Here is a 13,624-nt window from a genome sequence, read left to right as displayed (position 1 = left end):
GTCTCCTTGGAAGTTATCTTCCCGGCGGCGTATTGCCTGCCGGTGACCGGTCCCCGGGGGCGGGGGGCTGCCTGTCAGGCGCGCCGCTGCAGGAAAGCGTCCAGCGCGGCTTCGTGTTCGGCCGTGTGATGCGCCAGGGCCTGGAAGCCAGCCGACATCTCCAGGATGGTGTCCATCCGTGCGTGGATGGATTCGCGCAGCAGGCGCTTGGTCATGCGCAGCGCATGGCCGGAGTTGCGGGCGATGCGCTGGGCCAGTTCCATCGCGGTCTGCACTAGCGCATCGGCCGGCACCACCTGCGAGACGAGCCCCCAGTCCAGTGCCTGGCGGGCGTCAATGGTGTCGCCGGTAAAGGCCAGCTCGCAAGCGCGCGACATGCCGATCACACGAGGCAGCAGCCAGGCGCCACCATCGCCGGGAATGAGCCCCAGCTTGACGAAGGTGGCCGCGAACACCGCCTGCTGCGAAGCAATGCGGATATCGCAGAGGCAGGCAAGATCATTGCCCGCGCCAAGGGCCGGTCCGTTGACGGCCGCGATGATCGGCACCTCCAGGCCGGCCAGCGCCAGCGGCACGCGCTGGATGCCGTCGCGGTAGGCCTGGCGGGAGCGGATGGGCTCGCCCAGTCCGCTGCCCATCTTGTCGCGCAGGGTCTTGAGATTGCCGCCGGAAGAAAACGCCGGGCCCGCGCCGGTCAGGATCGCGGCGCGGACAGACATGTCCCGATTGAGCGTCTCGCACATCTCCACCACGGCCTGTACGGCATCGTCGTCCGAAATCGCATTGCGCGTTTCCGGGCGGTTCATGGTGATCAGTGCAACGGCGCCTTCGCGCTTGAGGTCCAGGAAGCTGTTCATAGGAGGATCGAATAAAAATGTCTGGGATCGTTCCTGCCGGAGCGACGCGCTCCGCAAGGGGGTTCCATTCGATGCTACGGACAGCGGGGCGATGTGAAAAATACTTTCGGTATGTCGCGCAATACACCGCCTGTATCGCGTCAGGGTGCCGTGGCGTCGGAAGACGGCTATGCGTTCTCCATCAATGCATCGCGCACCTCCATCAGCGCGGCCAGATAGGCATCGTGGTTTTTCTTCATGCGATCCGCCGGGCCTGCCAGCGAGATGCCCGCCGGTTGCCCGCCCAGCAGGCCGGTCACCGCCAGCCCATAGACGCCCTCGCTGCCTTCCTCGCGCGCTTCATGCCAGCCGCGCCTGGCGCCGCGGGCAACCTGCGCCATCAGCGTGTCGATGTCGACAACGGTGTGCTCGGTCAGCKGGCGCAGGTTGCTGTTGGCCAGCATGGCGCGCGCTTCCTCGGGCGGGAGCAGGCTCAGCAGCCCCTTGCCCAGCGCGGACGCATGCAGCGCGGCCCGCGAACCGACTTCGATGATGTAGCGCAGCGGCTGCCGGCTGGGCTGGACGGCAACGACCTTGACCGCCGCGGTGTCGAGCACGCCGAAGTAGACGCTTTCGTTGGTCTTCCCGCCCACCTGTTCCACGGCCTCCTGGGCAACGGTGCTGAGCGGATCGTTCTCGGCGATCTGGCGCGCGACGTCGAACAGGCGTCCGCTCGGATAGAAGCGCCGGCTGCGCGTCGTGCGCATCAGGTAGCCGAGCGAGTGCAGCGTATGCAGCAGGTCCGACGTGCTGCTTTCCGGCAAGGACAGCAGGCGCGCCATGTCCGAATTGGACAACTCGCGCCGCTCGCGCGCGAAGACTTCGAAGACAGCCATGGCACGGCCGGCGGCTGGGATCAGGGTAGGCATGGATAGGGAGGCTGGAGTTCGGGTATCGACAGTACTATACGAAATTTCGTAAGGCGTCGGAAGCCTACCACGCCGCGCTATCGCACCACGCCCCCCTGGCGCAAGCGATGGATCTCTTCTTCGGCATATCCGGCCGAACCCAGCACCTCGTCGGTATGCTCGCCCAGCAGCGGTGCCCGCCGGCGCACCGCGCCCGGGGTCTCGCTCAGCTTGATCGGCACGCCGGCGATCTTCACCGGGGTGGCCGAGCCGGGCTGTTCGACCTCCACCAGCATCTCCCGCACCGCGTAGTGCGGGTCGGCGAAGATCTCGGCCGAGTTGTAGACCGGTCCGAAGGGCACTTTTCCGCCCAGCGCGGCCGCGATTTCCGCCTTGCTGCGCACCGCGGTAAAGGCCTCGATCGCGTCGATGACCTGCTGCTGGCGCTGCACGCGCGCGGCATTCGTTGCGAAGGCGTCGTCGGTGGCCATGTCGGGACGGCCGATGGCGATGGCCAGCTTCTGCCAKAAGGTGTCGGTGGCGCAGGCGACCGATACATGGCCGTCGGCGGCGCGGAACAGGCCGAACGGGCACAGCAGCGGATGGCGGTTGCCTTCCGGCGCCGGCACCGCGCCGGTATAGGACGCCTGGTAGACGATGCGCTCGCACATGGCCAGCACGGCATCGGTCATCGCCACGTCGACGAACTGGCCCTGGCCGGTTTCGCGGGCCCGGCTGACGGCCGCCAGGATGCCGATGCACAGCATCAGCGCCGGCACGGTATCGCCCACGCCGGGGCCGATCTTGGTCGGCGTGTCGCGGTCCGGGCCGGTGATGCCCATCATCCCGCCCATGGCCTGCGAAACCACGTCATACGCCGGCCATTGGGCATAGGGGCTGGCGCCGCTGCGCGGATCGCCGAAGCCGCGCACGGTGCCGTAGACCAGGCGCGGGTTGGTCCGGCGCAGGCTTTCGTAGGAAAGGCCGAGGCGTTCCATCACGCCGGTGCGGAAGTTTTCCACCACCACGTCGGCTTCGTCGATCAGCCGGAGCAGGATCTCGCGCCCGCTGTCGGTCTTCAGGTCCAGCGCAATCGAGCGCTTGTTGCGGTTGACGCTCTGGAAATAGCCGCCGAAGTCACGCAGCGTATCGTCGGCGCAGAAAGGGCCGGTCACGCGCGTGCCGTMGCCGGTCAYGGCCTCGACCTTGATCACGTCGGCGCCGTGGTCGGCCAGGATCTGGGTACAGAAAGGCCMCGCCAGCATCTGCGTGAGATCGATCACGCGCAGGCCGGCAAGGGCACCCGCGGAGTTGGCTTGTATTGGCACGAAGGGCTCCCGGGTCAGGTGGCGAGCTTGCCCAGCATGGCATCGGAGATGATGCGCATCTGGATCTCGGAGGTGCCTTCGAAGATCTTGGTCAGGCGCGCGTCGCGCCAGTAGCGCTCCGCCGCGAAGTGCGTGGTGTAGCCCGCGCCGCCGTGGACCTGCAGGCCCTCGCTGGTKACGCGCTCGCACATCTCGCTGGCGAACAGCTTGACCATCGACGCTTCCGTGTCCGCGCGCTCGCCCTCGTCGATCTTCTCGCACACAGCGTAGAGCAGGGCGCGCGCGGCTTCGACCTGCGTGGCCATGTCGGCCAGCTTGAAGCGGATGGCCTGGAAACTGGCGATGGGGTTGCCGAACTGCGCGCGGTCCTGCGCGTACCGGACCGCATCTTCCAGGCTGCCCTGCGCCAGGCCGATGGAGCGCGCGGCGGTATGGGCACGGGCCGTCTCCAGGCCGGCGGTGGCGAGGTAGAAGGCCTTGCCTTGCTCGCCCACCATCTTGGCATGCGGCACGCGGCAGCCGTCGAAGGCCAGTTCCCACGTCGTCCAGCCGTGGTAGCCGATCTTGGGGATGATGCTGCCCTTGACGTTCTCCGGCAGCGCGCCGCGCGGCTTTTCCACCATGAAGGCAGAGAGGCCCTTGTGGCGCGCCTTCGGGTCCATGACCGGGTCGGTGCGGCAGATCACGAGGATGAAGTCGGCTTCGTCGGCAAAGGTGCACCAGTACTTGCTGCCGGTGATGACCMAGTCGTCGCCGTCGCGCACCGCGCGGCAGGTGATATTGGCGATGTCGGAGCCGGCGTTGGGCTCGGACAGCGAGAATGCGCCCAGGAACTCGCCGCGCGCCATGCGCGGCAGGTACTCGGCCTTCTTCTGCGGCGACAGCCCCTTCAGCGCGCCGATCAGCCCATTGCCACGCGCGATCAGGCTGCCCACGCTCATCCAGCCGCGCGACAGCTGCTCGGCCACCAGGCAGTACTCGTAGGCGCCCAGCCCCAGGCCGCCGTATTCTTCGGGAATCAGGATGCCGAAGTAGCCAAGCTCGGCCATCTCGTCGATCAGTTCGCGCGGGATCTGGCCCTTTTCGGGGTCCAGCTTGTTGGCGATGGGCAGCACGCGCTCCATCGTGAACTGGCGCGCGGCGTCCTGGATCATGCGCCGCTCTTCGGTCAGTTTCTGCATCGTCTCTTCCTTTGCTTGCGACGGCCGGGGCCGCTGCTCAGGGCAGCACGTTGCGCGGGTCGTCTTTCAGGACGAGCTGCCACGCCTCGCGTGCCATCGGTTGTGTCTTCTCTTCGAGCACATGGGCCAGCAGGCCGGCCGAGCGGCCCACCAGCGCCAGGCCGCGCGCGATCAGCGGATCCAGCCCCATCGCCGCCACGATCGCGCCGATCGCGCCCACTACGTTCATCGGCAGCTTGCGGTGCTGCTCCTTCACCAGCACGTCGACGATGGCTTCCATCAGGCGCCAGTGCCGGCCGTAGTAGCCGTGCTCGCGCGACAGCTCGCGCAGCGCGGGCACGCGCGGGTCGCCATCGACATGGATGGGGTGGCCGACGCCGAAGATCTGCTGGCGGCGCTCCTTGTGGAGGCGGACCAGCGCGCGGGCGGCTTCGCGCACTTGCTCGTCCGGGGCATCGTCCGCCAGCGCGCTGGCGCCTTCGTTGAGCATCTCGGCCGCGTTCTGCATGGGGCCGAGGAACACGCTGCCCGCGCCGAGCAGGCCCGTGGCCACCGCACCCTGCAGGGCTTCCGGCGCGCCAATGTAGGTGAGGCGGGCCGACAGCGAGCTGGGGGTGATGCCATGGTCGGCCGTGGTCACCAGCAGTGCATTGACCATGACCTTCTCGCGCGGCGACGGCAGGCGCGACAGCGTGGTGAAGAAGATCATGTCGACAAAGTCGAACTTGCCGATGATCTCGGTCGCGAGGTTCAGGCCGCGCACCATGATGGTGTCGGTGGTGGTGTAGCCGATTTCAGTCTTTACCATGGGGAGGCTCCGTGCCTTGATATGAGAGAACGGCATCCAGCGCGGCCACTCCCTCGCCTTGCGGGCGCACCGCAAGGGGATTGATTTCCAGTTCTTCGATCTTGTCGGCATGCGCGGCGACAAAGTCCGAGAGCTTGACCAGCATGCCGACCAGCGCGTCGATGTCGCAGGCCGGCTGGCCGCGATAGCCCTTGAGCAGTTCGTGGCAGCGGGTCTCGCTGATCATCTMGCGMGCCGAGTCCGGCGTGAGCGGCAGCAGGCGCCGGCTGACATCCTTGAACAGTTCGATGCTGACGCCACCGAGGCCGAAGGTGCAGACGTGGCCGAACACCGGGTCCCGGTGGATGCCGACCACGGCTTCGACGAACGGGGCGGGCAGCATCGGCTCCACCAGCACGCCCTCGATCCGCGCGGTGCCACTGGCCCGCGCGCCGTTGGCGTGGATCTCCTCGTAGGCCGCCATCGCCGCGCTTTCGGAGGCGATGCCAAGCCGCACGCCGCCGATGTCCGTCTTGTGCGTGATGTCCGCGCTGACGATCTTCATCACCGCCTTGCCGTTGCCGACATCGCGGAAGGCGCTGGCCGCCTSGGCAGCAGTGCGCGCCACCACGCCACGGGGCGTCGGAATGCCGGCCCGTTCCAGCAGTGCCTTGGTCACCGCTTCGGACAGGTTGGCCGTGGCGGCCGTGGCGCCGGCAGCGCTTGCGCTGCCCAGCGGCTGCCATGCGCGCTCGAAGCGGGCTTTCCAGCGGCCGTAGTGAATGAAGCGCTGGATGGCGAGCACGGCGTTGCCGACTGCGCGCATCGGCATCAGGCCGCCGTCGATCATCTTGCGATGGCCTTCTCCGGTGCGGTCGCTCATCCACACCGGCACGATCGGCGTGTCCGGTTGCTCCAGCTGCACGCGCACCATGCTGTCGGCCAGCATGGCCGTGGTCTTGCCGTACTCCACCGGGATCGGCACCAGCACCAGGTCGGTGTTGGGATCGGCGGCGGTGGCCTTKAGCGTGGCGTAGCTGACCTCGGTATTGACGAGCACTTCGGCGGTCACGTCCACCGGGTTGCTGAAGGCGGCGAAGCCGGGCAGGGCGGCGCRCAGTGCCTCGGTGGTCGCCGGCGCGAACTCCGACAGCTTCAGCCCGGCCAGTCCCACCATGTCGGAAGCCAGCGCCGCGGTGCCGCCGGAGAAGCTGTACACGGCCAGCTGTTCCTTGCCGGAGGGCTTGCGCCGCGCCAGCAGCGAGGCCACGTCGATCAGCTCGTCGATGTCGTCCACTTCGATGATGCCGAGCTGGCTGAACACMGCGCTGTTGATCTCCGCCGAGCCGGCAATCGCGGCGGTGTGCGACTGCGCCGCCTTGGCGCCGTATTCCGACTTGCCGACCTTGATCGCGACGATGGGCTTGCCGCACCGCGCGGCATGCAACGCTGCGGCCATGAAGCGCGGGCCGTTGCGCACGCCTTCCAGCGTGGTGACGATCACCTCGATGTCCGGCGCTTCGGCCATGTAGTGGATGTAGTCGCTGACCTCCAGGTCCACCTCGTTGCCACCGGAGCACCACAAGCCCACGCCCACGCCGCGGTCCATCGCCTGGATGAACGAGCGGCCGAGGCCGCCGCCCTGCGTGGCGACGCCGATCGGGCCGGGGCGGCGGTCGATGCGCCATGCCGGCGAGAAGGTCAGGCCCAGCCGCGCGTTCATGTTGTTCAGGCCCGGGCAGTTGGGGCCGTAGATGCGCATGCCGGTGCTGGCCACGATCTCGCGCATCTCGGCTTCCACCGCGCGGCCGTCTTCGCCGGTTTCGCCGAAGCCGGAAGTGAAGACGATGGCGAACTTGACGCCGAGCCTGCCGCAATCGCGCAGGGTCTGGATGACCATGTCGGCGCGCACGGCCAGGATGGCCAGGTCGGGCGCTTCCTTGAGGTCATTGACCGAGGCCACGCATGGCCTGCCGTGGATTTCGGCGCGGCCCGGGTTGACCAGATGCAGGTCACCCGTAAACTCGGAGAAGGTGGTCAGGTTCTCCAGCGTCCGGCCGCCGATGCTGTCCGGCTTCTCGGAAGCGCCGACCAGCACGATCGAGCGCGGATTGACCAGCCGCGAGAGGTCGCTGAACCAGATCGGCTGGCTGCTCATTGGGCCTCTCCCGGCGTGCGGCGCTTGAACAGGCACGTGGCTGCCATCTCCGCCACCACTTCGCCGCGCTGGTTGATGCCCTTGCGCAGGAAGGCGATGATGCCGCGGTCGGGGCGGCTGGTGGTCTTCTGCTCGACCACTTCGATTTCCACGCGGATGGTATCGCMGATGAATGTGGGCTTGGGGAACTTGAGGCGGTTTTCCAGCACGCTGAACAGCGAACCTTCAAAGAACTGGTTCGGAATCGAACGCGAGGTCAGGCCGGCCATGAAGGCGGCCACCAGCATGCCGTGGGCAATGCGCTGGCMGAAGATGGTGCCCTTGGCGTATTCGGCATCGACGTGCACCTTGTTGAAATCGCCGGTCAGCGCGGCGAAGGCGGCGACGTCGGCTTCGGTGATGGTGCGCGACGAGGTGCTGTACTGCATGCCCGGTACCAGGTCTTCCCAGTAGAGCGTGGTATTGGCGATCTGCTCGAGGATGGCAGGCTGCGTCATGTCTTGTGTCTCCGTATTTGGGTGGGGGCCAGGGTCAGGTCAGTGCGCTGATGCCCAGGATTTCGCGGCCGATGATCAKGGTCTGGATTTCGGTAGTGCCTTCCGGGATCATGCCGCCGCGCGTGTCGCGGAAGATGCGCTCGATCGGGTAGCCGGTGGCGTAGCCCATGCCGCCATGTACCTGCAACGCCAGATTGGCGACTTCGAACGCGGCCTCGGTGGCGTACAGCTTGGCGATCGAGCATTCCGTGCGCGACGTACCGTTCTGCATCGAGCGCGCGGCGCGGTAGCCCAGCGCCCGCGCGGCCTGCGTGCGCATGGTCATGTCCACGATGTGCTTCTGCACCAGCTGGAAGCCGCCGATCTGGCGCCCGAACTGCTTGCGCTGCAGCGCGTAGTCGATCGACAGGTCCAGCGCGCATTGCGCCGCGCCCACCGCCCCCATGGCCACGTTCAGGCGCCCGAAGTTCAAGCCGATCAGGATCTGGCGCAGGCCCTGGCCTTCCTTGCCCAGCAGGTTGGCGGCCGGGATCTCCGCGTTCTCGAAGGTGAAGGCCGCGGTGCCGGTGCTGCGCGTGAACATGGTCTCCACCGGCGTGGCGCTGTACGGCGTCACGTCGCGCTCCACCAGGAACAGCGACAGCTCGCCGTTGCAGGTATCGCTGAACGTGCGCGCCACCACGATGCCGAAGTCGGCGAACATGCCGTTGGTGATCCACAGCTTGCTGCCGTTGAGCACATAGTGGTCGCCGCGCTTGTCGGCCCGGGTCTTGATCTCGGCCACGTTGGAGCCAACGTCCGGCTCGGAGATCGACACGAAGGTCTTGCGCTCGTTGCGCAGCAGCGGGCGCATGAAGCATTCCTTCTGCGCCTCGGTGCCATAGGCATTGATGATGCCCGCGACGATATTCAGCGTGTTGAGGATGATGCGCAGGGACAGCCAGCAGTAGCCGGCTTCCTCCATCATCACCGCCCAGGTCGGGTAGTCGAGGTCCAGGCCGCCGTCGGCCTCTTTCATGTAACCACCGAAGTAGCCGAAGTCGGCGAGGCCGGTGATTGCTTCCTGCGGGAAGCGCCGCTCCTTCTCCGCMTGGTCGATGCGCGGCGAGATGTGTTCCTTCAGGTAGCGGCGGATGTTCTCGCGCAGCAGGCGCTGGCTGTCGTCCAGGCCGTCGATGTCGACATTGGGATCAACCATAGCGGCCTCCGGTCACGAACAGGGTGGTGCCCGTGATGTAGCGGGCATGCTCCGACGCCATGAAGGCCACCGCGCCGGCGATATCGCTGGTCTGGCCCGGAAAGGTCACGGCGTTCTTGGCCATCACGTTGGCCAGGATGGTGTCGTAGTTGGGCAGGCTCTTGATGTACTCGGTCTCGATGTAGCCCGGGGCGATGGCATTGACCGTCACGCCCTTGCGCGCCTGTTCCAGCGACAGCGCCCGGGTGAAGCCGATGATGCCCGCCTTGGCGGTGGAGTAGTTGGCCTGCCCGGGATTGCCGAACATCGCGCGCGAGCTGATATTGATKATCCGGCCCCAGCCCTTCTCATGCATGAAGGGCAGCGCCGCGCGACAGGTGTGGAACGCGCCCTTGAGCGTGACGTCCAGCACCAGGTCCCAGTCCGATTCTTCCATCTTGAGAATGGTGCGGTCCTTGACCAGGCCGGCGTTGTTGACCAGCACGTCGATGCTGCCGAAGGCTTCCTTGCCGGCGCCGATCATGTTGCGCACCTGGTCTTCCTGGCGCACGTCGCACTGCACGGCAATGGCCTTCCYGCCAGCGAGCCCGATCCCKCCGGCGGTCTCGCGCGCAGCATCCAGGTCCAGGTCCGTGATCACCACGGCCATGCCTTCCTTCGCAAGCATTCGGGCGGTTTCCGCGCCGATGCCGCGTGCCGAGCCGGTGACAACCGCCACGCGACCTTTCAATCCGAGGTCCATGTCTTCTCCTTAGGGGGGTGTGGATTCAATGGTCGGCCAGCAGGGAATCGCGCACTTCGCGCAGGGCCGCCAAATAGGATTCGTGGTGCTTTTCGATACGTTCGGCGGGCCCCGCCACCGAGATGGCGACCGGCCGCTCGCCCAGCCGGGCCGCAACGGCCAGCGCGGTAACGCCTTCGGTGCCTTCGTCATGCGCTTCGTACCAGCCTTGGTCGCGGCCGCGCGTCAGTTGCGCCATCAGCTGGTCGAGGTCCACCACCGTGCTTGCGGTCACGGCCGGCCGCTTGGCGGCTTGCAGCCGTGCGCGGGCATCATCGTCGGTGAGCTGGCCCAGCATGGCCTTGCCCAGTGCAGACGCATGCAGCGCGACGCGCTCGCCAACGTCAAGGATGTAGCGCAGCGGCAGGGGACTCTGTGCCACGGCGACGACGCGCACGGCCTGCGGTTCGAGTACGCCGAAGAAGGCGCTCTCGCTGGTGGCGTGGGACAGCCGCAGTACCGCTGCCTGCGCGCGCTGCGTCAGCGGATCGTGTTCCGCGATCTGGCGCGCAGTCTCGAACAGGCGGCCGGTCGGATAGAAGCGACGCGTGCGCGTGGTCCGCATCAGGTAGCCGAGTGAATGCAGGGTGTGCAACAGGTCCGAGCAACTGCTGTCGGCAACAGCCAGCAGCTTCGCTATCTCGGAATTGGACAAGTCCCGTCTTTCTMGCGCAAAGACTTCGAACACGGCCATGGCGCGGCTTGCCGCGGGAATCTGGACTGGCATATCTGCTCCGAAATATCGAATATGATTACGATATACGGGACAAATGTACGACCCATCGGCGACGTGCGCAAGTCGTTTTTCGAGGGGGCGGAGGATGCTACGATATTTTGTAGGAAAGATGGCCGAGCCGGCAGCCCTCAAAATGAGGACGAATGGGCATATCTGACGCGCATATGCCTCTCCATGTGCGCGACAGGCGGGGGGCGCCGGCGGTCTTGCCGGGCAATCGTCCTGCGGGCATGGGAAGCCGCGTGCGAAAAGCTGGGTGCTCGTAAGGGTGCACGGGTGGCGACACAGCGCTGCMCGGGCGCCGCATCAGGCTATGGGCCGCCGCCGGCAGGCGTGCCGGGCGGCCCCAAGTGCCAGGAGCCTGCCACTGCATGCGCGCAGGCTGCCGCTTCCGTACCGATGGAATGGAACTGCRGGAAGGTCAGGCCGGAAACCCGAAGAGCCGCGCGAAGTCCTGCACGTGCTCCCGTGGCATCCTTGTTTGATTCACCTTGGCTTGYGGGTCTCCGTATCCCATGGACATGCCGAAGGCRGTCACTTCCTCCGGTGGCATGTGCAGATGCGCCGCGATCACGTCATGGAACGGCGCGAAGGAAACCTGCGGGCATGTGTCGATGCCACGCGCTTTCGCGGCGATCATCAGGTTCTGCGCGAACAGGCCGATGTCGATCCAGCTGTGCGGCTTCAATCTGCGGTCGATGCTGAAGATGAGACCCACCGGCGCGCCGAAGAATGAGAAGTTCTGCTCGGTCTGGCGCATGCGCGCCGCGGTGTCGCTGCGATCGATCCCGAGCGAAGCGTAGTAGCGCGCGCCGAAATCGGCCAGTCTCGCGCGGAACACGTCCGGCAACGGCTCAGGGAAGTGGGCGGGCGCGGGTGCGGTCCCGGCGCGGGAGGCGGCGACCAGGGCGCTGGCCAGTTCATCCTTGACCGCGCCGCTGACCACATACACCCGCCAGGGCTGGATATTGGCCCCGCTCGGGGCGGTCGCTGCCTCCTCCAGGATCTCCTGCATGAGTTCCCGGCGAAGCGGCTCAGGCCTGAAGGCGCGAACCGAGCGGCGAGACGTTACGACGGTGGCGACGCATCGCGCGACGGCCTCCTGGGACCATTCCATTGCTGTCTGTACCATGGACTACTCCTGCGGCACGTCGTGGTAGGAAATCCGGCCGGAGGGCAGGAAGAACAGCGCGATCACGGCGCCACCCTTCGCTTCCGGATAGTGGTGACTGCCCGGCGCCGGGGCGGTCCAGCCTCCGGAACACCAGCCATTCGGCCCGTTCAGGGCGGCACCGGGATCCAGCGGAACGACCATGTTGAACTCGCCATAGGGATGACCGTGGTATTGCCCTCTGAACCGATGGTCGGGGTGCCCTTGCTGATTGCCGGTGCTATCCATGTACACCGCTGTGATGCTGAAGTGGAGCGTGCGCTCGGAGGGCTCCGCGATGCGGCTGCGGCGGTAGCTTGGGCCGCCGATCTCGACGTTCGCTGCCCATCCATCCTCCACGCCCTTCCTGACAGAGCAGGACAGCGTCTGGTAGAACTCGCTGTCGGGCCCGTACTTCTCGTTCAACCAGCGCTCGACCGCGGTGCTGGTGGTCAGGTCCTTCACTTCTTCAAGGAAGGGGATGCAGCGCTCGATCAGCGCCTCTCGATCCTGGATGCGGGTTTCGGCCGTCATGGTGTCGTCTCCTGTCAAATGGGCTGGAGGTCATGATGCGCGAACCATGAATTGAATGGAATTGATGTCTCTGCAATTGCATAATGAACGCCATTCAATTGATGGGGCGACATCATGAGCATCGGCCGCACCGACCTGAACCTCTTGAAGGTGTTCGAGGCCGTCTACGAGGAGCGCAATCTGATCCTGGCCGGCAAGCGCCTCAATCTCACGCAATCGGCGGTTAGCCATGCGCTGCGCAGGCTGCGCGAGCTTGTCGGCGACGAGCTTTTCATGCGCATGGGGAAGGGCATGGTGCCGACCGGCCGTGCAACGGCGATGGCGCCAACCCTGCTGGACTCGCTGCGGCGCATCGAGGACGCGCTCGGCGTGGAGCCGTTTTCTCCCGACAAGTCCAGCCGGCGCTTTGTCATCGCGGCGAACGATCACGTCACCGAGGTGATCGTTGCGCCTTTGTCCCGCGAACTGCAAAAGGCCGCCCCGGGCGTCGACCTTGTCATCCGGCCGTCCACGCGGCTGGACCTGGCCGAGCAGATCGACCTGGGACGCATCGATCTTGCCATCGGCATCTTTTCCCAGGTGCCACCCCGCCTGAACTCGCGAACGCTGATGTCGCAGGGAGAGTCCATCTTGATGCGCAAGGGACATCCCGCTTCCCGCCGCAAGCTCACGCTCCGCGACCTGGCGAAGTACCCGCTCGTCACCCTGTCCGTCGGCGGGGAGGAGGAAGGCGCGGTAGGGGGTTTCATCGTTGAGCGTGGCCTCGCGCGCCAGTCGGAGATGTTCGACCGGCGTGCGTTGGAGAAGGCGCTCCTTGAACTGAACGAGGTGCCGCGGCTGAGAGTCACCGTCCCGCACTCGCTCGCCATTCCAGCGCTGCTTCGCGATACGCACATGCTGTCCATCGTGCCCGCGTCCCTMGCCATGGCGCTGACAAGGAGCGGCGACCTGATTCGCCGGCATCCGCCGTACCCGGCTGGAAACGAGACCATGCGTGCGGTCTGGCATGGCCGCGACGACCACGACGTGGGTCACGCCTGGCTGCGCGAGATGATCGCGACGACAGCGCGAGCCGCCGAAGAGGCGCTCGCGTAGCATGGCGGACCCGCACTCAGCCGCCGCCCAGCAGGTCGTGCGCGTCGAGGAGCGCGTAGGCGATCTCCGGCCTGGCTTCGAGGCAGCGGCGTATGGCCGCAGGGATGGCCTGGCGGGTCTTGCGGCACAAACCGGGCTGGTCTTCCACCCGGATGTTGATCCCGCGCATGGTGCGCACTTCGTGGATGCTCGGGGTGATCGTGACGACGAGGCCCAGTTGCGCCTGCATGCGCTGTTCCATTTTCCGCAGGTCGGCAAGGCTGGAGAGGCTTTCCAGGCGCGCAACCAGCTTTTTCTCCTCCTCCTGCGTGAGCATCAGGATCCGGATGTCGGCATGCGGGTCGCCCAGCAGGGCCTCGCGATTGCAGATGCAGGCGCCGGGCGGGCATTCCTTGCGGATGGGAAAGGGGGCGTTCATGTCGTCGGGGCTGCCGG

Annotated in this window: 14 protein-coding genes; 1 reads left to right on the top strand and 13 read right to left on the bottom strand. The window is 66.5% G+C overall.

What is annotated here, in order from left to right:
* Window positions 1-74: 74 nt before the first annotated feature.
* The 12 genes from AC1DKV_RS02425 to AC1DKV_RS02370 form a co-directional block, all read right to left on the bottom strand.
* The gene (locus AC1DKV_RS02425; RefSeq protein ID WP_441613537.1) at window positions 75-857 is read right to left on the bottom strand and encodes a crotonase/enoyl-CoA hydratase family protein; all 783 of its coding nucleotides are present in this window, start codon (window positions 855-857) and stop codon (window positions 75-77) included.
* 167 nt (window positions 858-1,024) lie between these two features.
* Entirely contained in the window at window positions 1,025-1,765 is a 741-nt protein-coding gene (locus AC1DKV_RS02420; RefSeq protein ID WP_477137376.1) for an IclR family transcriptional regulator, read from the bottom strand.
* A 77-nt stretch (window positions 1,766-1,842) separates the two neighbouring features.
* A complete protein-coding gene (locus tag AC1DKV_RS02415) occupies window positions 1,843-3,009 on the bottom strand; it encodes a CaiB/BaiF CoA transferase family protein (RefSeq protein ID WP_477137455.1) in 1,167 nt (388 codons plus the stop codon).
* 77 nt (window positions 3,010-3,086) lie between these two features.
* Window positions 3,087-4,253 carry an acyl-CoA dehydrogenase family protein gene (locus AC1DKV_RS02410; RefSeq protein WP_477137375.1) on the bottom strand — a complete coding sequence of 389 codons (1,167 nt, stop codon included), beginning with the start codon at window positions 4,251-4,253 and terminating at the stop codon, window positions 3,087-3,089.
* Between the two features lie 37 nt (window positions 4,254-4,290).
* Entirely contained in the window at window positions 4,291-5,061 is a 771-nt protein-coding gene (locus AC1DKV_RS02405) for a citryl-CoA lyase (RefSeq protein WP_441613540.1), read from the bottom strand.
* Window positions 5,048-7,198, bottom strand: coding sequence for an acetate--CoA ligase family protein (locus AC1DKV_RS02400; RefSeq protein WP_477137374.1), 2,151 nt, complete (start codon window positions 7,196-7,198; stop codon window positions 5,048-5,050). The genes AC1DKV_RS02405 and AC1DKV_RS02400 overlap by 14 nt, the downstream gene beginning before the upstream one ends.
* On the bottom strand, window positions 7,195-7,695 hold the full coding sequence (locus AC1DKV_RS02395) for a MaoC family dehydratase (RefSeq protein ID WP_477137373.1): 501 nt from the start codon (window positions 7,693-7,695) through the stop codon (window positions 7,195-7,197). The genes AC1DKV_RS02400 and AC1DKV_RS02395 overlap by 4 nt, the downstream gene beginning before the upstream one ends.
* Window positions 7,696-7,729: 34 nt before the next feature.
* Window positions 7,730-8,893 (bottom strand): acyl-CoA dehydrogenase family protein, encoded by a 1,164-nt coding sequence (locus AC1DKV_RS02390; protein WP_477137372.1) that lies wholly within the window; start codon window positions 8,891-8,893, stop codon window positions 7,730-7,732.
* Window positions 8,886-9,635, bottom strand: a complete 750-nt coding sequence (locus tag AC1DKV_RS02385; RefSeq protein WP_477137371.1) for an SDR family NAD(P)-dependent oxidoreductase — start codon at window positions 9,633-9,635, stop codon at window positions 8,886-8,888. The genes AC1DKV_RS02390 and AC1DKV_RS02385 overlap by 8 nt, the downstream gene beginning before the upstream one ends.
* A 25-nt stretch (window positions 9,636-9,660) precedes the next feature.
* The gene (locus AC1DKV_RS02380) at window positions 9,661-10,401 is read right to left on the bottom strand and encodes an IclR family transcriptional regulator (RefSeq protein ID WP_477137370.1); all 741 of its coding nucleotides are present in this window, start codon (window positions 10,399-10,401) and stop codon (window positions 9,661-9,663) included.
* A 430-nt stretch (window positions 10,402-10,831) separates the two neighbouring features.
* Complete coding sequence (locus AC1DKV_RS02375; protein WP_441613546.1) at window positions 10,832-11,542, bottom strand: nitroreductase; 711 nt, start codon at window positions 11,540-11,542, stop codon at window positions 10,832-10,834.
* A gap of 3 nt (window positions 11,543-11,545) precedes the next feature.
* Window positions 11,546-12,094 (bottom strand): 4-hydroxylaminobenzoate lyase, encoded by a 549-nt coding sequence (locus AC1DKV_RS02370; protein WP_441613547.1) that lies wholly within the window; start codon window positions 12,092-12,094, stop codon window positions 11,546-11,548.
* A gap of 114 nt (window positions 12,095-12,208) precedes the next feature.
* On the opposite strand from AC1DKV_RS02370, the gene AC1DKV_RS02365 reads away from it, so the two are divergent.
* A complete protein-coding gene (locus tag AC1DKV_RS02365; RefSeq protein ID WP_441649835.1) occupies window positions 12,209-13,189 on the top strand; it encodes a LysR family transcriptional regulator in 981 nt (326 codons plus the stop codon).
* Window positions 13,190-13,205: 16 nt separating this feature from the next.
* Here AC1DKV_RS02365 and AC1DKV_RS02360 read toward each other — a convergent pair whose 3' ends face one another.
* A complete protein-coding gene (locus AC1DKV_RS02360; RefSeq protein ID WP_441613549.1) occupies window positions 13,206-13,607 on the bottom strand; it encodes a hypothetical protein in 402 nt (133 codons plus the stop codon).
* Between the last annotated feature and the right edge of the window lie 17 nt (window positions 13,608-13,624).

The organism is Cupriavidus sp. 05T41 (assembly GCF_056396525.1).
This window is presented reverse-complemented; position numbering and strand designations above follow the sequence as displayed.